Raw genomic sequence first — 17833 nt, 5'->3', positions numbered from 1 at the left:
AGTCCCTGATGAGTTACGAGACCTACCTCCAGGCCGACCAGAACGTCGGCCCCGCACCCGTCCCCGTCCCGGTCGCCCCTCTGCGGCCGCTGCACCCCCGCTTCAACGGCTACACGCCCGAGGAGCTCTACCAGGCCGCCGTCCGCGACTCCCTCATCCGCACCGGCGACCTCCCCTACGAACCGGCCCCGGCACAGCACCAGCAGACCGCCGTCGTGCAGCACTTCCACACCGCGCCGCCGCCCCAGTACCCCTATCCGGCGCAGCTGTTTGCCGCCCAGCAAGAGCCGGCCGTCCCGGCCTGGGTGAAGCGCTACGCCGCGATCACCCTGTCCACCGGCGGGACCTGCGCCCTCATCGGCCTCGGCCTCAACCTGGCCGCCCCCGCCCTGCCGTATGTCTCCACCGTCCTCTACAGCGCCGCCGCGATCGGCGCGACCGTCATGGTCGCCGTCGCCGCCCTCCGCAACGCCCTGCGCACCCGCGGGGGCGGCGGATCGGTCCCCGGTGCCCGCGGGGCGCAGCGCGTCGGAGACACCCACATCCACCAGAGCGTGGTGAACCGCGGCGTCTTCTCGCGTGGCTCCATCAACAACACCTTCAACAGCTGAGCAGGGAGCACACCATGGGTAACGCCTTCTACGAGATCCGCCGCAACGGCCTGATGATCGAGGCCGGGTACGGCGTCGAGGCCGAGTGCGAGCGCACCGGCTGCACCGAGCGGATCGACCGCGGGCTCGCCTACCTCTGCGGCGAGATGCCCGGCGGCACCGAGCACGCCTGCGGCGGCTACTTCTGCCACGGCCACCTCTACACCGCCCCGGACGGTCACGACGGCTCGATGTGCGGCATGTGCCTGCTGGCCGACGCGCTCCCCGAGCAGCTCCTCGAGGACGCCGCGACCGCCGCCGCAGGCGCCCTGCAGGAAGGTGCCGGGCCGCAGACCCTCGCGGTCCACGTCATCGCCGCCGTCCTGCCGCACCTCGCCCAGCAGGCCCTCCAGACCGCGGCCACCGGCCCCGACACCCCGGTCAAGGAAGCCGCGTACACCGCCGGCCACACCGACGCCGCCCTCCACCTGGCCGACCGGCTCCTCGCCGACCTGCCCCCCACCACCGCCCCAGCCCCGGCCCTCTGACCGGTCCACCCGCCTGGTCCCCGGCCCGCCCGCACGCAAGCGGGCGGCCCGGAGACCGGACAGGCCGACCGGCCGAACACCGGCGACCAAGCCGCATTCACCGCGACCCCCGACACCGGGGCTGCGCACCCACACCACCGACTCGTATCTGGGGAGAGCCGCTGCATGGCGAAAGACACACGCGTCATAGGAGTCATCACCGAGCCCGCTCCGCCGACCTGGTGGAAAGCGAACCGGCACCGGGTGTGCCTGGCCTTCGGCCTGTGGGCCGGATGGCAGCTGTGCGCGAACTTCAACGGCCACGCCGCCGTACCTGAGTCCCAGCCCGCCTACACCGGCCCGGCCGTGCCTGGACCCGACGCCTCGGTTCAGCCCCTGCGCCACCCGACCCCCGCCCGCTGAACATCACCGGAGGCAGCACCATGACCAACAACACCGTCCCCTTCCCGCGCAAGCCCCATCACGACAAGCTCGACGACGAGCCGGCGGCGCCCGCTGCCGCCCCGCCCGCCTGGCGCCGCTTCGCGACCTGGCTGGCCGAAGCCGCCGCCGACCGCTTCACGGAGGTCCTGGAAGCCCCAGACGAGGGCTGGCGCGGCATGGCCACCTGGATCAAGACCATCGTCGTCCTGGCCGCCGGATTCCTCGTGTGGGGGCTCGGCGCAGCCGTGATCGCCGCCTGGTCCAGCTGGGAATGGAACTCCCTGGGAACCGGCCTCATTGCCACCCTCCACCAGCCCGTCCGCGACTTCATCGCCGCTCACACCACGGGCCTCCCCACCACGGCCACCACCATGTACGGGGCCTGGCAGCTGTTCGGCGTGGGCTCCTTCATCCTCAGCGGCTGGGCCCGGGCCGCCGGCGCCCGCCTCACCTGGACGGCCTGGGGCGGTGCTACCACCGCCATGGTCTGGACGGCCTCCCCGGCCTCCGGCCGCGCCGTCGCCGCGGCCCTCACCGTCCTCGCCTGGACCGCGGCCTCCACGATCGCCCTGCGCGGCCTCACGCTCCGGTCCACCACCTTCGTCCACGTCTACAACAACGTCCAACCGACCCCGGTCACCGTCGACGCACACGTCCACGTACCGGAGCCCGTCGTCAAGCGCGTCGAGATCAACGGCCGCGCACTGCAATCCGCCGACGACTGACCGCCCCGCCCTCTGACGTCTGCTGTCCGCCCCCGCCCACACCGGCGCGGGAGCGGGCCGCTCGGCTCCGCCAGACCCGCCGCACGCACTGACTCCTGACCCGACGACCCGCCCGGTCCTCGGCCGCCCCACGGGTGCCGAGGACCGGACAGGCCGCCCGGCCTGCGAACAACCCCTGCACGACACCGACACCCACAAGGAGCCAGCCCACATGGAGTCCAACGACGGCTTCCCTGCTGCGCAGCACAGCCGAAGCCTTGGAGCCACTCCCCTCGTGACGCTGCACGACCCCGTGGCCACCGCCGACGACCTGTGGCTCAGGCTCGTCGAGCACCAGCCCGCCATCGCGGCCGCGCTCGGCCTGAAAGTCCGGGAGCTTCCCGAGGACTGGTCCCTACGGCAGCTCGGCGTCGGCCGCCCCGAGGCCGCGCTCGCACTCTCACCATCCAGCCCGGAGCACCGGGTAGAGATCGAGCCGTACGAAGCCGACTGGGAATCCTGCCCCGCGTGCGGGGAGGTCCTCGACGAGTTCTGCCGGTACCACACGGGCCACGCAGCCGGATACGAGGCGCTGCACCGGCCGCTGCTGGACGCCGTCACGCTCGACGCGGACGTCACGGTCCGGGCGGTGCTCCAGCGGTTGGCCGACGCCGACGAGGCCGCAGCGAACGGTGAACGGGTCGACACCACAGCCCAGCCGACCGGGCAGGCGCAGATGACGCCGCCGCTGGCCGATCCCTGGAACAGGTGATGGCCGACCAAGCCGAAGACCTGGCTGACCTCGACACGTACGACCCCGGCGACGGCTCCGTGCCCGTCCTCCGGTGCAAGCACCCCTCCACCCCTGAGGCTTCGGGCCGGTGTCTTCGACACCGGCCGAAGCGACCCGGCGGCGTTTCCAATGGAAACGCGAGGGGCGCCATACGGGATCCGTACGGCGCCCGGTGTGGTCTCTCGCCGTGAAGGTCAGGGGCCAGCCGGCGCCGCCCCGGCTTCAATTGATCTCCAGCCGGTCGGGTAGCCCGCTGCCCCTTCCCATCGCCGAAGCAGGGTTTTCCTTCAGCGGGTTCTGTAGTTGATCAACGCTTACCCGCAGGTTCATAGGTCGCATCGACGCTGGCGTCCTCGTGGTTATAGCCGGACAACAGCAGCGCCATGGCCTCCTTGCGGATCTCGCTGGCGGTCGTTTGCCCGACGTCTAGCCGCTCCATGACCATGGTCAGCGGCACAGCCTCGTGATCGATGTTGTCGACTGGCATGTTCGGTTGCGTGGCTAGCAGCATGCGGGCCACACGGCGTGCCGAGCGCTGACGCGGGGTGAGCCGGGCATAGTCGTCGGCGGCCTCAGCGGCAGCCTCGGCATGTGCGGCATCCGCCCTTAGCTGGGCGGTGGCCAGGTGCAGGCGTGCGGCTGTGTGGTCCGCTCGTTCGGCGAGGCAGGCATAGACGCGGGCCACATCAGCCAAGGCGCGGGCGGCAGTACGGTCACCCTGGGTCCATGCAGCGTACGCCTGGCGGGCCAAATCACGGGCGGTTCCCGCGTCGTCGCAGGCAGGTTCGCCCGAGGCCAGACGCCCGGCAACGTGCATCGCGTCACCGGGGTCGGTTGGGGCCGGAACTCGGATGATCTGAGGGGCCGAGTCGGGGTCGGGGTGCATACCTCACCCAACGATCCCGTGCGGGATGAGTGTCGGAGGAACGGATCTGGTCCAACGGCGAGGCGCTCTCGTTGCCCAGGCCGCCACCGCTTGGACACACGATCCTTCTTCCAGTCAGTGCCAGTCCATCGGGACCAGCTGGGCCAGAAGCTGTCAGTCGCACGGTCCGCCGTTCAACCTCGGCTGCGACAGATCACGGTGTTACCCATTGGCGACTTCGATGTTGTGCGGACCGAACCGGCGGTGGATCTGAAGCCAGTTCAGCTGGCCTCCGCGGTACCGGTCCATGGCGGTCCAGCCCGTCTCCTCGCGTTGCCAGGTGCGGCGTCCCGCGCGGACGGTGGCCCCGAGCGGGGGCTCGACTCCGTGGCCTTCCGCCAGGACGTCGACGGCGAGGGCGACTTCGGCTTCGACGTCCTGCTGGCCTGCCCCGAGGACGACTGCCCGGGCCCGGCCTGGACGCCCGTCTACAACGCCGGCGACCTCTACAAGGCGTACCGCGGCGCCCTCGACAACGACGAGGACCTGATCTGCACCCACTGCGGCCCCCGCACCGAGATCGGTTCCGACGACCTGCTCGCGGAGGCGTCGTGACCCACCAGGACAACCAGCTGATCCCGGATCCGGTGGAGCGCCTCGGCGGCGCCCTGCGCCAGCGCCTCGGCCTGGCCTGGATCCCGTCCATGGACGACGGCGCCCCGGCCGTGATCCTCACCAACTACCGGGCCGGCCGCTGGATCGGGGCCGACCCCGACCCGGCCACCAACCGGATCACCCTGCAGGCCGGATGGACCGACGAGCGGCCCTTCACCCCGACCGGCTTCTACACCGCCGACCCGGCCGGACACCGCGACCTCGGCCACTGGCTGTCCTGCGGCGACCTCACCGACGCCGTCGGCGTCATGGCGCACGCCCTGCGCCAGCTCCTCGCACAGCTCTGACTCGTCTGCCAGCCCGTCCTCACTTTCAAGGGAGCACACCCCATGACCGACCACAGCCCGTTGGAGCACGCCGTCCGCGCCCTGCGCACGGGCCTGATTGACAGCGTCACCACTGTCGGCGGAGTCGCCGCAGGCGCGGCCCTCGGCTGCTGGACCCACCACCAGGCCGGAGCGCTCCCCCGGAGTGCCCGGATCGGTGCCGGGATCATCACCGGCCTGACGGCCGCGCTGGTCACCGACTCCCTCCTTACCGCTGCTGCCGCACCGGTACGCCGCGACCTGCACCGGCCGGCCCCGCGGTTGCCCGAGCCCCAGCACGGCGAAGGACCGCGTGCCCAGGCCGCGCTGGCGGCGGCCGCCGAGGCCGAGGCCAACGCCGCGTTCCACTGGGCGATGGGCGACCTCACCGAGATGAGGGAGCGGTCCCGCCGGTCCGGCTATGAGGACGGCACCGCCATCTACTACCTCGGCAGCGGCCAGTACCTGCGCTTCCAGCCCTCCCACCGCGAGCTCGGCACCGATCACTCCCTCGGCTGGGAGCAGCAGTACACGTTCGAGACCGTCGCGGGCAGCCACGTCGTCCTCAGCGCCGCGCACCTGGTCGACCTCATGGACCAGTTTGAGGCCGGGCCCCCGCAGACCTGGGCCGAGCCGCTGACCGCCGAGGAAGTGGACGCGGTGGCCGGCCCCCACACCGCGGCTCCCGACACTCGCGGCTGACGGCTCCCCGTGCTGTCCCGACCCCTGGTGGGGCCGGGGCGGTGCGGAGGACCGGACAGCCCGGCCCGACAGATCACCCATCCCACCGGAAGGCTCTGCCATGACGAAGACGCCCACCTACTACGTGGCCACGCTCCCCGACGGCACCATTCCGACCGTCGCCAGCGGCCGGGCGCCGCTCGACCTGCTCGCCGCCGACGCGGACGGCATCACCCGCCACCCCGCCCCCGGCAAGCGCTGGTTCGACAACGACTCCTTCTTCACGATCGTCACCCAGCCCGGGGAATCGCTGCACGGACTGTGGCGCTGGCCCGTGCGGCTGTTCATCGTCGAGCCGGTCGGTGAAACCGGGACCGGCGACCGGTACTACCCCTACCAGCGCATGACCCACGCCCTGCGCGTGGTGGAAGAGACCGACGCCTGGCACGTCTTCGGCCCCCTCGGCCAGAAGGTCCTCGACTCCTGGACCGAGCTGCCAGCCCTCGCCTGCGGCTGGGCGCAGGACTGGAGCGCCGACCCCGACGGCACGAAGGAGCGCTACGAGGACTGGCGCCTGTGCAACACCGAGACCACCGCCAGCGGCATGCGCGCCGAAGCCACGGCCGCCCAGGCCGCGGACCGTGCACGTCGAAGCGAGGCCCTGGCCACCGTCCGGAAGATCGCCATCGACAAGGCCACCCGCGCCGCCGCCTCCACCGGCGCGGACCGGGCGGTGATCCACTTCGCCTGCCGCCGCGCCGCGCACCTCGCCGAGGCCGTCCTCCTCGAAGACCGGCTCACCCCGTACCTCCTGGACACCCTGCGCGGCATCCACCTCGAGCCCGGCAGCCCGCTCCGCGCCGACGCGTAGCACCCTGCTCGTGCCCTGACGGCTCCCCGTGCCGTCCCGACCCCGCGCTGGGGCCGGGACGGTGCGGAGGACCGGACAGTCCGCCCGGCCCTTCGGCACCGACAAGGAGAAACCCCGTGACCGTTCTCCAGCTCGCCCCGGCCCCCCGGCACGACCGCGCCGCCGACCTCGCCGAGCCCGCCCCCATCACCGCCCTGCACCAGCGGGTGAAGGACTTCGACCTCTCCGAGCGTGCGGCCGAACGCGACGCCCAGTTCGCGATGGCCGCCGTCCTGCTCGCCGACTCGGTCCTCACGATGTCGTTCTCCGACACCCTCGACCAGGTCGTCCCCGTCATGTCCTGGACCGGACACCCGCCGCTCACCGACAACGGCCTGCCGGCCTCCGCCGTCACCTACCTCGGCTCCACCGACGGCTCCCGGGGCTGGTGGCTCCACTACACCCGCCGCCACGACGAGCAGAACGAGGACGGCGACCTCCTCCACGTCCTCACCCTGATCGCCCCCTGCGACTGCGGCGCCTACACCGACGTCGAACTCGTCGACGAAGACGCCCTCATCGTGCTGCTCGACGAACTCGACACCGAGCCCGGCGCCCCGGTCCCCTGCGACTACCGGCTGAGGATCCGCCGCTCCAGCTACCTCGACCCCCGGCACGACAGCACCGAGCCGCCCTTCTAGGGCCCATGCCTCACCGAGGTACACGCCAGCACCGAGACCACACCGCAGGACCAGCGCCTGATGCGCCCCGGGACAGCCGCATGGGTGTCCGTCCAATACCGGCTGTCCCGGGCCCGTACGTCCCTCCCGCATCAAGACGAGAAGGAGCACCTGACCATCATGGCCTTACGTCTTCCCGCCCCGCAGCCCCTCGCCATAGCCGTCGCAGCGGCCGTGCCGACCACCCTGTGGATCGCCGACGGGGTCGTCATGCGGCGCCGCCTTGCCGCCGCCCGCCGCGACCCCCTCACCGGACTCCTGGCCCGCGACGGCTACACCCGCGCTGCCACCCAGCTCGTGGCCCGCCACGGAGACCACGCCCTCGTCGTCTTCCTCGACGTCGTCGATTTCAAGGCCCTCAACGACCGTTACGGACATGCCGCGGGCGACCGGGTTCTCGCCGAGCTCGGAGCGCGCCTGGCCCAGTGGGCTGGCCCCCGGGGCGTGGCCGCGCGCCTGCACGGCGACGAGCTCGCCGCGGCAGTGCGCTCCCCGGTCCACCGCCGCGGAGCGCGCCTCGCCCAGCTCCACCGCGCGCTGCACCAGCCGGTCCGCATCGACAGCGTCCTCGTCGACGTCGGCGTTTCCATTGGCGCCGCCAGCCCCAGCGACCTCCACACCCGCGACCTGCCTCAGCTGCTGAGGGGCGCGGACGCCGCGATGTACGAGCACAAGCGTGAGCGCACCGGCCACTACCGGCTCGCCACCCCCGCGCACGCCGCCACGCCGACCGTCAACGGCCGCCGCCTCGGCCGGCCCGGCACCGGACCTCAGTCCCTCGCCGCCTGAACCCCTCGCATGCGCCCAGGGGTGGCCGCACCCGTGCGGCCACCCCTGGATCCGGCACACCCCGTCACCCAAACGAACCGGAGACCCCGCGCAATGAGCCACACCGCCACGGCCCGCCGTACCGCCGCAACCGCCATCCGCGCCATCGGCATCCAGGCCCACCACGACCATCTGTGCGCCCGCTGCTCCGTCACCTGGAACGGCGCCGAGGCCGACTGCTGGTCCTGTGGACTGCCCGCCACCTCCGAATACACCCACCCCGGCGCAGCGCTCCAGATCCTCCTGACCACCATCGGCTGCGCCCTCACCCGCCCCACCGCCCAGCAGGCCATCCTGTGACCTCTGCTGCGGCCGTCACCGACCCGTTGACCGGACCAAGGAGTCCCGATATGGCTCACTGCGCCTTCTGTTCCATCGCCGCCGGCACCGCTCCGGCCGCTGTCGTGCGAGAGTGGGACGACGCCATCGCGATCCGCCCCCGGTCCGGCGGGGTTCACCCCGAGCACGTCCTGGTCCTGCCCCGCGTCCACGTCCAGGACGCGGGAGAGGGCCCCGCGGTGACCGCGATCGTGATGCGCCGCGCGGCCGAGCTGATGGCCGAGCACGAGCACGCGAACATCATCACGTCCAAGGGCACCTACGGAACGCAAACCCAGTACCACCTGCATGTCCATGTGGTGCCCCGTGCCGACGGCGACGGACTCCCGCTCCCCTGGACCAGTCAGTCCGACAGGGACCGGCTGCGCGCCGAGCGGGATGCGGCCCACGCCAAGCTCAGCGTGCTCTGGGACCGGGTCGAGGACGCGGGCAGCCAGATGGACACCGACTACGTCCGCGAGGCTCTGGAAGGCGGCACCGCGCGATCGGTCGCCGAGTACGTCCGTGCTCAGGAAGCCCAGGAGGCCCAGGAGGCCGGACAGTGACTGACTCGATGCTCACCCTTGTCTACGCCCGCGAGCCGATCCCCGCCTCGGGGCCGAGCGTCTTCCTCGCCGGACCGACCCCGCGCGCTGGCGGCGACATCGCCTCGTGGCGGCCCGCCGCCATCGAGGAGCTCACCGCCCGGTGGACCGGCGAGCAACCGCTGACCGTGCTCACCCCGGAGTCGCGCGGCGGCGTCCGCGCCAAGCACTACGACGACCAGGTCGGCTGGGAGACCGCAGCCCGCGCCGCCGCCGACGCGATCCTGTTCTGGATCCCCCGAGACCTGGAGACACTCCCGGGCTTCACCACAAACGTGGAGTTCGGCCTCGATGTCACCACCGGCCGGGTCGTGCTCGGCTGCCCGCCCAATTGCCCCAACCCCGAGCGCAACCGCTACCTGATCTACGTCGCGCGCCACCACGGGGTACCGATGCGCGAAACCCTGGACGACACCGTGGCAGCCGCGCTCACCCTCGTCATGAGGAAGGCTCCGCGCCCGTGATCCGAGCCCTCACCATCCGGTCTCCCTGGTCCGACTGCATTGCCCTCGACAACGGCAAGCGCACCGAGAACCGCGTCTGGCGCACCAACTGGCGAGGCACCCTCCTCATCCACGCCGGACAAGCCATCGACCGCGCAGCCCTCACCCTGCCGCTCGTCACCCAGACCCTGCCCGCCGGCCACCAGCTGGTGAAGGGCGCCGTCGTCGCCGTCGCCGACCTCGCCGACATTCACATGGACGATGGGCCCTGCACCCCTGGTCCCTGAGGGATCACTACCACTGGCAGCTGACCAACCTCTTCGCGCTACCCGAGCCGATACCCGCGACCGGCGCCCAGGGCCTATGGCACCCCAAGCTGCGGCTCCTGGAACAGATCGCGGCCACTGCTCCGAACCTCGCCGGACGCCTGAGCCTCATGTAGCCCGGCACAACAAGCCTCTCCTACTGTCTTACCCATGAACACACGAAGGCCCGGCTCCCTGCGATCACTGCAGGAAGCCGGGCCTTTTCGCGTTTCCGGAGTGCTCCGACCCTTAACCGGGTTAAGGGTCGGAGCAGGTACGAGGACCGAGAGAGACCCTTAACCGGGTTAAGGGTCGTCCTAGTCGTCGGCCATGAGGAGCTCTACGAGCTCGTCCCGATGCTGCGCAGACATGTGCTCCCGGAGATGCCGATTGAACCAGCCCGGGTCGTTCCACGGCAGGTCCGGGCCGCCGGTGCCCGGTCCTTCACCCTTAACCGGGTTAAGGGTGGGTGTAGCACATGCGGGGCTACCGGTTGCCTGGGAAGGGACGGAGAGTCCCTCTTCCCCAGAGGAGTTGTCCACGGCCCTCGGCTGCTCTGCGGGCGCTGAACTTCCGCGAGGCTTGCGCGGAGCCTTAACCGGGTTAAGGGCCTTCTCGGCCTCCTCGTGCTGCTGCTCCGCCGGAAGACGCCCGATTCGGCGAGCGTGCTTCACCGGCAGAGCACCGGACTCGACCTTTTTTTGCAGGTCAGCAGGAAGCTCCAGGAGAGCAAGGCGCTGGGACACCCATGCCTCCGACTTCTGCAGGCGCCGGGCCACCTTTCCCTGCGACCCGTGCTTCGCGACGAGCCCCTGGATGGACCGGGCCTGGTCCAAGGCCGGCACGTCCACGCGGTGGATGTTCGCGATCAGAGCGGACTCAAGGATGTCCTCGGCACTGGTGGCCAGAGCGTCGTTGACGTCGATCCGGAGTTCGTCGAGTCCGGCCCGATGAGCCGCAGCCAGGCGCCGATTTCCGTCGATGACTACGTACTCGGCATCACCGATGGTCGCGGCCTGGTCGGCGTGAATCGCGAGGAACGCGGCAGTGCGGACCACAGCGATGGGCTGGAGCTGGCCCCGTTCCCGCAGAGACTCCGCAGTCTCCTCGATGTCGGTGAGCTCTTCACGCGGGTTAAACGGGTTGTGCGCGAGAACGGACAACGCCACCGCTGCTGGCGGCCGCTTCCCTTCCCCGGCCATGATCTGCTGTCGGGTCCGCACACGCCGCGGGGACGGCTTACTCTCCGTGCCGTCCTCGTTGATGTCGAAGCCGCGGGTGACTCGCTGGGGGGAGGTGGTCATACGGCGAGCTCCTTCGCAAGATCGCGCATTGCCTGGGCGTGTTCGCTGTCGGGGGCGTACTCGAGCAGCGGGATCTCCCCGTCTGCCGCTTCCCGGCCTTCCTTGAGGTCACCGATGACGGCGAGGACCGCCGGGGAAGTGCTCCTCTCCCACTGGTCCTTGTTCTCCTTGACGAGCTTGCCGCGCCGACTGTCGTAGGCGTTGACGACGAGACCGAGGTAGTCGATTTGGATCCGGCCCTTACGGCAGAGGTCTTCCTTCTGGGCCCTCAGGAGCTTGAAGGCCCTGTGGGAGGCTTTGTTCGCCCAGACCGGAGTGATCAAGCCGGACCGGTCGGCGAGCTCCCCGTCTCGGCGTCGCACGTAGTAGAGAGCTGTGTCCATGTTCAGACCCAAGCTCGGCGGGCCGTCGATGATGATGACGTCGTAGTCCTCCTCCAGCGGCTCCAGAGCGCGCTCCAGAGCAGCCTCGCTGAACGAGACCTTTGAGAGGGACACGTCGCGGAGGAAGGCGTCGTCCGAAGCTGGCAGCAGATGGAGCCGCTCACCAAACCGCTTTTGGTCCAAGGCGACGAGCAGCTCGCGGATATCGCCCTTCGCGCTGCCCTCCATGTGCATGAGGAGCGTCTCGACGTCGTCCTCGTACATCACATCCTCGAAGCCAAGTTCGGCTGTGAGGTGACCCTGAGGGTCGTAGTCGACGAGGAGGACGCGCTTTCCGGACTCGGCCAGGGCCTGAGCCATCCCGGACGAGATGAACGTCTTACCCACGCCGCCCTTCTGATTGGCGACTATCACCCGGGCCACCGGCTGCGCGTGAAGGGGAGCTGTGGGGGAGGGGTGGTGCTCCAGCCACAGCGTCACGGCCTGGGCGAGGCCCTGGATGTAGGTGACCCCTCGCTCTCCGCAGACCGACTTGAAGTTCTCCGGCTCCCCGGGCGGCAGGAAGGTTCCCCAGGTCTTGGCTTTGGCCGTGTCGACCTCGGGCAGATCAGAGGCCAGATACCACGCCTTGATCGCGTGCTCGGTGGCGTCCTGGATGTCCATGCCGTGCTCGAAGGCTCGGATCTTCAAGAGTCTGCGCAGCTGAGGAGTGAGCGAGGTGATTAGTTTCTCTCGCCCGCCACTCTGGGTTGGGATGCTCATGTGGGCGAACATTACTAGGTTTGAGCCGTGATGACGGAAGCGACGCCTCCAAGAGCCCGCGCTCGACGAGGACCTGGGGTGGCAGCCCATCTGGAAACGGCCCCGAAAGCACAAGTCGAAGGCGGCGGAGAAGGTGGAACTGCACAAGCAGCGACGGCGGCTCCAGGACGCCGGGAAGCGCCGCCTCGCCGCCGGGCAGTCACGCCGGTCCCGCTCCCGGCAGAGCCGGATTGGCAACGCGGCCGCGCGCCGCGATGCCCGCGCTATGTCCCGGGTGCGGCACTCCACCGCCTGGCTGTGGTGACGATGCCGGGCATCGCCCACCGAGTGGAACCCACGATGTTCAGCATCCGGTGGACGATGTCCGGCATCGGATGCGGAGCATCGGGTGGACTCCACCGAGTGGTGCCCACTGGCGGGGCCCACTCGCGTGCGCACCACGATGTTCCGCACCGCACTCGGTGCGCGCTTTCTGGTGCGCGGCTTACTGACGATGCCGGGCACTCAATGTTCCGCACCGCACCGTGCGCATCACGATGTCCGGCACTCACGGTGCACCACGATGTCGGGCATCCGATGCTCCGCACCGCCCGTGAAGCGCACCGTCGGGATCGCGCGCACCGGTCGGTCGCCCACCCCTTGTCCAGGTCCGAGCCGCGGATCGCCCACCCCTTGTCCGGGTTGGACCCGGGCGGCCGGAGACCCCTTGACCACCTCTGAGGGGGGCCGCACGCTACCCCTTGACCAGATGGGCTGCCGGAGCGTTTCCCCTGGACAGAGGCGGTCTCGGCCGCCGATCAGGTCGTGGTCAAGGGGGTCTGTGATAGAGGGATCCGCCCCGCCTGCGGGACAGCTAAAGGGGACGTGCCGCGCGCACTGGATGCCCGCGGCGCGATGCACGGTGCGCACGAAGCACCGCACCGCCGGAGAAGTGCGCGCACCGGGTGCACTCGGTGCAGTCCACGGTGCGCATCGGGCACCGCACCTCCCGCCGGTGGCGCGCACGATGCGCACCACCGGCATCGGGTGGTGCGCCCTACACGATGGTGAAGCGCACCGGGTGCGCACCGGACGGCGAGGGGTGGGCCTCCATCGCCTGGCCCAGGGCGACGGCATTGAGCTGGCGCAGGATGTCGGCCACGTCCTCGTGGTTCTCGGTGAGGATCTGCGTGGCGAAACGGATGACGGCGAGAGCGATGCCCGCAGCCGCGTCGGTGCCGGCCTGCTCGTGCCAGGACCGCAGGGTGGCCAGGAAGCAGAGCCCCAGCTCGAACAGCGCGAACGAGTCGTCGCACGGCACGTCCTCCTGCTCCTGGTCCGCCAGGGTGGTGACCGGGATGACGACGCGTTCCGCGACCTGCACGAGCAGCGCGGCCATCTGCGGCTCGGCATCGGCGAACTCGGCAGCGGCCTGTGTGTCGTCGGCTTCGATCGCCCGGAGGTAGTTGAAGGCGCTCATCACCGCGTGCGGGGTCATGGGGGCGAGCGGAGTGGTGACGGTGTTCTCGGGCATGACAGCTCCTCATGTGCGGGTCGCCCCGCTGATCGCGGCGGCCTCAAGAGGAGCCTTCAATGGGGATCCTGTGGACAGAGCCCGGCCGCCGAGGGGGGAGAATCCTCCCCCTGCGGTTGATCACGATGCGGTCACAGCGGAGAAGTTCTTGAAGGCCGGCGTCACACGAAGGCCCAGAACCGGACCTGTAGAGAGTGAATGGCGGGATAGGCCCGCCCACCCTCCAGGAGCACCCTGTGGCGAGCACCGCAGACGAGCCCGAACAGCCCCTTGACCAGGCCGAAGAGACCCCCTCCGTGGACCCCTCCATCACCCCCTCCGCGCCCCACCGCCAAGGATCGGGCGTTTCCGCAGGTCAGACCCGGCGGACAGGGGGTCGTCGCAGCGCCGACAACTCTCATGTAGATGCAGCAAGGCGTCCTGAGCACCGGAGGACTTCGACCGAGCCTCGACGCCGGGAGCTGCTGCAAGCACTGGGGATCTTCCAGAGGGCTACGCCCGACCAGTTGTGGAAGCTGACCCGTCCGGGCAACAAGCACGACAAGCTCGTACGGGACAACCTCCTGGATCTGGAGGACCACCACCTGGTGAGGATCGAACTGGTGAGGGACGACCAGCGGCAGGTGTGGGTGCTGACCAAGCGCGGACACGGTGAGGCGAAGCAGCTGCTGGAGCCGAAGGGCATACGGGTCTCGGCGCTGCGCGAGAAGAAGTACGACCCGGTGACCGGGAAGCTGCTCGGTGCCAGCTACGACGACCACGCCGCGGCGGTCACCTCGACGGCCGCCGAACTCCACCGTGCCGGGATCGGCCACCGGCTCGGCTTCCAGACGGAGATCGGGCACCGGCTCGCAGGTGGCTACGTGCAGCGGGCGGACCTGGTGGTGCGGGCGCCGGAGGCCGGGGTGCCGGTGCTGCTGCTGGAGATCGACCGCCGCAGCGAGGACGCGCACGACCTGGTCGTCAAGCTGCAGCGGTACTGGGAGTGGGGCCGGCTGCTGCCGAAGGACGCGGCCAGGCGCACCGTGGACCTGGTCCGTTCGCGGCCGGACGCGATCGAGCACGTCGACCACGACAAGCGGCTGTGGCGCAGGTTCTACCCGCCGACCGGCCGGGAGGGCCTGGTCCCGGTGGCGTTCGTGTTCGCGGACACCACCGAGGCGAAGGTCGACAACGCGGTTGCCGCGCTGAAGGAGGCCGGCCGCCGCTACTGGGCGCCGCGCCGGTACGACTCCCTCTACGAGAAGGCCATCACCGCGCGGGACTACCGCCAGGCGGTGCCCGTCGTCGTCACCACCCTGGAACAGCTCCAGGAGCACGGCGCCGGTGCGGCGGTGTGGCGGCGGCTGGGACGAACCCGGGAGCAGACGTTGACGGCCGCGCTCGACAACCCCGACGGCCACGACCTCTACCGCGCCCAGGAGGCCCGCGCCGAAGCGGCGGACCAGCAGCGCCGCGCAGCGCAGCGGGAGGCGGAGCGCCCGGTGTGCACGCGGTGTGGGCGGAAGTTCACCGACGAACGCTGGGAGGAGATCACCGTGCACCGCACCGCCGTACGGGCCGGAGACAAGTCCGTGTGCGGCCCGTGCCGCGCCGACGACATCGCCCGCCAGGAGGCCGCCGCCGAAGCCGCCCGCCTCCAGGCCGCCGCGCCGCCGGAGCCGGAGGACGGTCCCGAGCCGGACCGGGGCCGCGGCTGGTTCCGCCGGCGGACCTGACCCGGGCAAGCCCAAGGGGAGCCTGGGCAAGCCACCCCGCGCACCGGCTTGCCCACCGCCGCCGGAGCGGGACGGGCGGCGCCATCGGTCACCGTCAGACCCCGGCGTCCCGGCCAGGCTGCTGACCCAGTGACCGGTGACCGGTCACCGGCGCGGGGGAGTTGCACGGACCGGTCACGGCGCTGACGTGCCCTTTGACCGATCGCGGGAGCCGGATCGGTCCCACCGCGGCCCGCTGACCGGTCACGGGCCCGCTGGGCAAGCCCTCGGCTCGGAGGGCTTGCCCAGCGTTTGGGCCGCAGGACGGGACGCCTCCCAAAGTCGTGGCCGCATGGTCTGGGACGCGATGGCCCGGAGCCGGCCGAGGCCGCCTCGCCAGCCGTACACCGGAGCCATGAGACGAAACAAGCAGTCCTACGCCGGGCTCGTGCCGAGCCTCCCGGGAGACATGTGGCATGCCCTCGCCTCCCTCCACGGAGCCCACGGCGAGCCCGTCGGCCGACTCGTACCCCTCGACCGCCCCGACGCATTCCTCTCCCTCACCCAGCCCGACGACATCGCCTTCACCACGCGAGTGGAGCTGTCCGGCGGGGAGACGATGAGCCGGCTCCACAAACTGATCACGACGGTCACCCGCGACATCACCTACGAACTGGGCACAGCCACGCCCGGGACCGCGCTGGAGATCATGGTCGGCAAGCGCCACCAGCTCGACCTCCACGCCGGTCACGTCGACGGCCTCGCCCGGCTCCTGCGCGATGCCGTCGACAACATCAACGCGCACGGCTCCTCCGGCGGCGACGGATCGTGCCGCCACTGCCATGGCACCGGGCGGGCGTATCCCGTGTGGGGGGTGAAGGACGAAGACGCCTGAGCGTCCGGGCAAGCCTTAGCCGACCCTGGGCAAGCCCTTCACGAAGGGCCTGCCCAGGCTCCACTCACGGGCCGCCCCGTCCCGGGCGCAGGACGTCGGCGTAGATCCGGGCCCGAACACCGGGCTCGCCGGGATCCCTGCGCACCGGGACGATGCCTGATGTGGCCCAGCGCTCTTCCAGCGCGGCCATGACGGCCCGGACGGTGTCCTCGTCCCCGCCGGTGATGTCCAGGACCACCAGGCCGGGCTCCGCGATGTGCTGCTCGTCGATCGGGTTCACGAGCTCTGCGACGGTGCTGGAGCCGGGCCGGTTCGCCGCCGGCCCCGGGGCCACCCGCACGAGGGACCTGGCTCAAGCCGCGGGTGTCGCATGGTCGGCACGTTCTGTCGGGGTGCGGCCCCCGTCGCGGCCCTGGTGGCCAGGGCCGCACCCCGTACGTCCGAACGTACTCCGGGGCCGAGGTCACCGGTGTGGCTTTTCGCTGGCGGCCGTGACCTGCTGCCTCACCCGTTCGCGCGCGGCCAGGTGCCAGTGGGGAGCGACGGGAACAGGCTGGGCGCATGTCCGCGAAGCTGATCGTCTACCCGCCCGACGAGCAGGGCTGGCGCCGGGTGCGCTACGACGGCGTCGCCATCGGGGTCGCGCACCGGCCGGCCGACATCAGGGTCTTCCTCGCCGCCGCCGGGCTGGAGAACGCCGAGGACGTGGACCTCACCGACCCCGACTTCGTGGAGTGGCGAGGCGCCGGCCCGGAAGCTGTGCCTCGCAGCGATAGTTGTCACCACCGACGGTGGCCGACCGGCGCCCCCGCACCGGATGCTCAGCGCTACCTGTCACCGGATGCACAAGGTTGTTATCACCAGCACGGTCTTCGCAGCGTGGCGGCCACCGCGTAGGTGAAGGAGTGAGCCGCTGACTGGAGCGCACCACGGGCAGGGACGTCTTTGGCCTACAGCTGGTCAACCTCGGTATGCCAGTTTTCGCCGACGACGGCCCACTGTGACCGGATGCGGGAGAACACGGGTCTCGAAGCTGACCATCTACAAGGGGCGCGTACCGTCACCAAGGTCAGCTTCTGGACCGCAATGCGGACCGCGCTGCTTCCAGGTTCGCCCTCACCACCTCAGTCAACAGAGGGCTGGAGCTGAGTACTCGCTCACTGTCGGCGAGGGTGCGCTCGTACATCGGGATGGCCCGTCCCAGATCCCCCGCCGCCTGGTACGCGCCCGCGAGGTTGTTGCGGGAGGTCAGCGTGTCGGGGTGGTCGGCGCCCAGCACCCGCTCGCGGTCGGCGAGGGTGCGCTCATAGAGTGGGATGGCCCGCCCCAGGTCTCCCGCCGCCCGGTACGCGCCCGCGAGGTTGTTGCGGGAGGTCAGCGTGTAGGGGTGGTCGGCGCCCAGCACCCGCTCGCGGTCGGCGAGGGTGCGCTCATAGAGTGGGATGGCCCGCCCCAGGTCTCCCGCCGCCCGGTACGCGTACGCGAGGTTGTTGCGGGAGGTCAGCGTGGCGGGGTGGTCGGCGCCCAGCACCCGCTCGCGGTCGGCGAGGGTGCGCTCGTACATCGGGATGGCCCGTCCCAGATCCCCCGCCGCCTGGTACGCGCC

At 70.8% G+C, this 17833-nt stretch carries 24 protein-coding genes and 1 pseudogene; 19 read left to right on the top strand and 6 right to left on the bottom strand.

All coding sequences use genetic code 11. From position 1 onward, the window contains the following. The first annotated feature begins 8 nt into the window (after nt 1-8). The 5 genes from ACFWU6_RS14750 to ACFWU6_RS14730 all read left to right on the top strand — a co-directional run bounded on the left by ACFWU6_RS14750 (nt 9) and on the right by ACFWU6_RS14730 (nt 3037). The gene (locus ACFWU6_RS14750; RefSeq protein ID WP_383981151.1) at nt 9-611 is read left to right on the top strand and encodes a hypothetical protein; all 603 of its coding nucleotides are present in this window, start codon (nt 9-11) and stop codon (nt 609-611) included. Between the two features lie 14 nt (nt 612-625). Next, nucleotides 626-1138, top strand: a complete 513-nt coding sequence (locus tag ACFWU6_RS14745) for a hypothetical protein (RefSeq protein WP_383981149.1) — start codon at nt 626-628, stop codon at nt 1136-1138. 165 nt (nt 1139-1303) lie between these two features. After that, nucleotides 1304-1540 (top strand): hypothetical protein, encoded by a 237-nt coding sequence (locus ACFWU6_RS14740; protein ID WP_383981148.1) that lies wholly within the window; start codon nt 1304-1306, stop codon nt 1538-1540. Nucleotides 1541-1560: 20 nt separating this feature from the next. Further along, entirely contained in the window at nt 1561-2286 is a 726-nt protein-coding gene (locus ACFWU6_RS14735; protein ID WP_383981146.1) for a hypothetical protein, read from the top strand. Nucleotides 2287-2497: 211 nt separating this feature from the next. Then, nucleotides 2498-3037: a hypothetical protein gene (locus ACFWU6_RS14730; RefSeq protein WP_383981144.1), complete on the top strand. Its 540-nt coding sequence runs from the start codon at nt 2498-2500 to the stop codon at nt 3035-3037. 328 nt (nt 3038-3365) lie between these two features. On the opposite strand, the gene ACFWU6_RS14725 is transcribed toward ACFWU6_RS14730, so the two are convergent. Beyond that, nucleotides 3366-3875, bottom strand: coding sequence for a hypothetical protein (locus tag ACFWU6_RS14725; protein ID WP_383981142.1), 510 nt, complete (start codon nt 3873-3875; stop codon nt 3366-3368). A gap of 435 nt (nt 3876-4310) precedes the next feature. Here ACFWU6_RS14725 and ACFWU6_RS14720 point away from each other — a divergent pair, with 435 nt between their 5' ends. The 10 genes from ACFWU6_RS14720 to ACFWU6_RS14675 all read left to right on the top strand — a co-directional run bounded on the left by ACFWU6_RS14720 (nt 4311) and on the right by ACFWU6_RS14675 (nt 9655). Next, complete coding sequence (locus ACFWU6_RS14720; protein WP_383981140.1) at nt 4311-4538, top strand: hypothetical protein; 228 nt, start codon at nt 4311-4313, stop codon at nt 4536-4538. After that, a complete protein-coding gene (locus tag ACFWU6_RS14715; RefSeq protein WP_383981138.1) occupies nt 4535-4885 on the top strand; it encodes a hypothetical protein in 351 nt (116 codons plus the stop codon). Before ACFWU6_RS14720 ends, ACFWU6_RS14715 begins: the two co-directional genes overlap by 4 nt. A 42-nt stretch (nt 4886-4927) precedes the next feature. Then, the gene (locus ACFWU6_RS14710; protein WP_383981137.1) at nt 4928-5605 is read left to right on the top strand and encodes a hypothetical protein; all 678 of its coding nucleotides are present in this window, start codon (nt 4928-4930) and stop codon (nt 5603-5605) included. Nucleotides 5606-5705: 100 nt separating this feature from the next. Then, the gene (locus ACFWU6_RS14705; RefSeq protein ID WP_383981135.1) at nt 5706-6455 is read left to right on the top strand and encodes a hypothetical protein; all 750 of its coding nucleotides are present in this window, start codon (nt 5706-5708) and stop codon (nt 6453-6455) included. 116 nt (nt 6456-6571) lie between these two features. Further along, a complete protein-coding gene (locus ACFWU6_RS14700; protein WP_383981133.1) occupies nt 6572-7135 on the top strand; it encodes a hypothetical protein in 564 nt (187 codons plus the stop codon). 159 nt (nt 7136-7294) lie between these two features. Continuing rightward, nucleotides 7295-7963, top strand: a complete 669-nt coding sequence (locus tag ACFWU6_RS14695; RefSeq protein WP_383981131.1) for a GGDEF domain-containing protein — start codon at nt 7295-7297, stop codon at nt 7961-7963. Between the two features lie 93 nt (nt 7964-8056). Beyond that, complete coding sequence (locus ACFWU6_RS14690) at nt 8057-8302, top strand: hypothetical protein (protein WP_383981129.1); 246 nt, start codon at nt 8057-8059, stop codon at nt 8300-8302. Between the two features lie 50 nt (nt 8303-8352). Further along, entirely contained in the window at nt 8353-8886 is a 534-nt protein-coding gene (locus ACFWU6_RS14685; RefSeq protein ID WP_383981127.1) for an HIT family protein, read from the top strand. 8 nt (nt 8887-8894) lie between these two features. Then, on the top strand, nt 8895-9389 hold the full coding sequence (locus tag ACFWU6_RS14680) for a nucleoside 2-deoxyribosyltransferase domain-containing protein (RefSeq protein ID WP_383981244.1): 495 nt from the start codon (nt 8895-8897) through the stop codon (nt 9387-9389). Next, nucleotides 9386-9655: a hypothetical protein gene (locus ACFWU6_RS14675; RefSeq protein WP_383981125.1), complete on the top strand. Its 270-nt coding sequence runs from the start codon at nt 9386-9388 to the stop codon at nt 9653-9655. Before ACFWU6_RS14680 ends, ACFWU6_RS14675 begins: the two co-directional genes overlap by 4 nt. Before the next feature lie 335 nt (nt 9656-9990). Here the strand turns inward: ACFWU6_RS14675 and ACFWU6_RS14670 are convergent, their stop codons facing one another. Both ACFWU6_RS14670 and ACFWU6_RS14665 read right to left on the bottom strand, forming a co-directional pair. Next, the gene (locus ACFWU6_RS14670) at nt 9991-10977 is read right to left on the bottom strand and encodes a ParB/RepB/Spo0J family partition protein (RefSeq protein WP_383981123.1); all 987 of its coding nucleotides are present in this window, start codon (nt 10975-10977) and stop codon (nt 9991-9993) included. Further along, nucleotides 10974-12122 (bottom strand): ParA family protein, encoded by a 1149-nt coding sequence (locus ACFWU6_RS14665; RefSeq protein WP_383805103.1) that lies wholly within the window; start codon nt 12120-12122, stop codon nt 10974-10976. The genes ACFWU6_RS14670 and ACFWU6_RS14665 overlap by 4 nt, the downstream gene beginning before the upstream one ends. A 52-nt stretch (nt 12123-12174) precedes the next feature. On the opposite strand from ACFWU6_RS14665, the pseudogene ACFWU6_RS14660 reads away from it, so the two are divergent. Beyond that, a pseudogene (locus ACFWU6_RS14660) lies at nt 12175-12426 on the top strand (hypothetical protein); the annotation flags it as partial. Nucleotides 12427-13158: 732 nt separating this feature from the next. On the opposite strand, the gene ACFWU6_RS14655 reads toward ACFWU6_RS14660, so the two are convergent. Continuing rightward, complete coding sequence (locus tag ACFWU6_RS14655; protein WP_383981122.1) at nt 13159-13635, bottom strand: hypothetical protein; 477 nt, start codon at nt 13633-13635, stop codon at nt 13159-13161. Between the two features lie 506 nt (nt 13636-14141). Between ACFWU6_RS14655 and ACFWU6_RS14650 the strand changes: the two genes are divergently transcribed. Continuing rightward, nucleotides 14142-15353 (top strand): hypothetical protein, encoded by a 1212-nt coding sequence (locus ACFWU6_RS14650; protein ID WP_383981120.1) that lies wholly within the window; start codon nt 14142-14144, stop codon nt 15351-15353. A 394-nt stretch (nt 15354-15747) separates the two neighbouring features. Next, on the top strand, nt 15748-16227 hold the full coding sequence (locus tag ACFWU6_RS14645) for a hypothetical protein (protein WP_383981118.1): 480 nt from the start codon (nt 15748-15750) through the stop codon (nt 16225-16227). A 64-nt stretch (nt 16228-16291) separates the two neighbouring features. Here ACFWU6_RS14645 and ACFWU6_RS14640 read toward each other — a convergent pair whose 3' ends face one another. Continuing rightward, nucleotides 16292-16507 carry a DUF6207 family protein gene (locus tag ACFWU6_RS14640; RefSeq protein ID WP_383981116.1) on the bottom strand — a complete coding sequence of 72 codons (216 nt, stop codon included), beginning with the start codon at nt 16505-16507 and terminating at the stop codon, nt 16292-16294. A 281-nt stretch (nt 16508-16788) separates the two neighbouring features. On the opposite strand from ACFWU6_RS14640, the gene ACFWU6_RS14635 reads away from it, so the two are divergent. Continuing rightward, nucleotides 16789-17124, top strand: coding sequence for a hypothetical protein (locus ACFWU6_RS14635; protein ID WP_383981114.1), 336 nt, complete (start codon nt 16789-16791; stop codon nt 17122-17124). Between the two features lie 172 nt (nt 17125-17296). Here the strand turns inward: ACFWU6_RS14635 and ACFWU6_RS14630 are convergent. Next, the coding region (locus ACFWU6_RS14630; protein WP_383981112.1) for a tetratricopeptide repeat protein at nt 17297-17833 on the bottom strand (537 nt) is incomplete at its 5' end.

Source organism: Streptomyces sp. NPDC058674 (genome assembly GCF_042716505.1).
Classification (GTDB): domain Bacteria; phylum Actinomycetota; class Actinomycetes; order Streptomycetales; family Streptomycetaceae; genus Streptomyces.
Note: the sequence above shows the minus strand (reverse complement) of the source record. Positions and strands in the feature narration are given on the sequence as shown.

What these genes read in the sequence shown, in the direction of transcription:
- ACFWU6_RS14690 (WP_383981129.1), top strand. Translation starts at nt 8,057, where the DNA reads ATGAGCCACACCGCCACGGCCCGCCGTACCGCCGCAACCGCCATCCGC.
- ACFWU6_RS14730 (WP_383981144.1), top strand. Translation starts at nt 2,498, where the DNA reads ATGGAGTCCAACGACGGCTTCCCTGCTGCGCAGCACAGCCGAAGCCTT.
- ACFWU6_RS14645 (WP_383981118.1), top strand. Translation starts at nt 15,748, where the DNA reads ATGAGACGAAACAAGCAGTCCTACGCCGGGCTCGTGCCGAGCCTCCCG.
- ACFWU6_RS14750 (WP_383981151.1), top strand. Translation starts at nt 9, where the DNA reads ATGAGTTACGAGACCTACCTCCAGGCCGACCAGAACGTCGGCCCCGCA.
- ACFWU6_RS14725 (WP_383981142.1), bottom strand. Translation starts at nt 3,875, where the DNA reads ATGCACGTTGCCGGGCGTCTGGCCTCGGGCGAACCTGCCTGCGACGAC.
- ACFWU6_RS14680 (WP_383981244.1), top strand. Translation starts at nt 8,895, where the DNA reads ATGCTCACCCTTGTCTACGCCCGCGAGCCGATCCCCGCCTCGGGGCCG.
- ACFWU6_RS14745 (WP_383981149.1), top strand. Translation starts at nt 626, where the DNA reads ATGGGTAACGCCTTCTACGAGATCCGCCGCAACGGCCTGATGATCGAG.
- ACFWU6_RS14635 (WP_383981114.1), top strand. Translation starts at nt 16,789, where the DNA reads ATGTCCGCGAAGCTGATCGTCTACCCGCCCGACGAGCAGGGCTGGCGC.
- ACFWU6_RS14705 (WP_383981135.1), top strand. Translation starts at nt 5,706, where the DNA reads ATGACGAAGACGCCCACCTACTACGTGGCCACGCTCCCCGACGGCACC.
- ACFWU6_RS14670 (WP_383981123.1), bottom strand. Translation starts at nt 10,977, where the DNA reads ATGACCACCTCCCCCCAGCGAGTCACCCGCGGCTTCGACATCAACGAG.
- ACFWU6_RS14665 (WP_383805103.1), bottom strand. Translation starts at nt 12,122, where the DNA reads ATGAGCATCCCAACCCAGAGTGGCGGGCGAGAGAAACTAATCACCTCG.
- ACFWU6_RS14710 (WP_383981137.1), top strand. Translation starts at nt 4,928, where the DNA reads ATGACCGACCACAGCCCGTTGGAGCACGCCGTCCGCGCCCTGCGCACG.
- ACFWU6_RS14695 (WP_383981131.1), top strand. Translation starts at nt 7,295, where the DNA reads ATGGCCTTACGTCTTCCCGCCCCGCAGCCCCTCGCCATAGCCGTCGCA.
- ACFWU6_RS14740 (WP_383981148.1), top strand. Translation starts at nt 1,304, where the DNA reads ATGGCGAAAGACACACGCGTCATAGGAGTCATCACCGAGCCCGCTCCG.
- ACFWU6_RS14735 (WP_383981146.1), top strand. Translation starts at nt 1,561, where the DNA reads ATGACCAACAACACCGTCCCCTTCCCGCGCAAGCCCCATCACGACAAG.
- ACFWU6_RS14655 (WP_383981122.1), bottom strand. Translation starts at nt 13,635, where the DNA reads ATGCCCGAGAACACCGTCACCACTCCGCTCGCCCCCATGACCCCGCAC.
- ACFWU6_RS14685 (WP_383981127.1), top strand. Translation starts at nt 8,353, where the DNA reads ATGGCTCACTGCGCCTTCTGTTCCATCGCCGCCGGCACCGCTCCGGCC.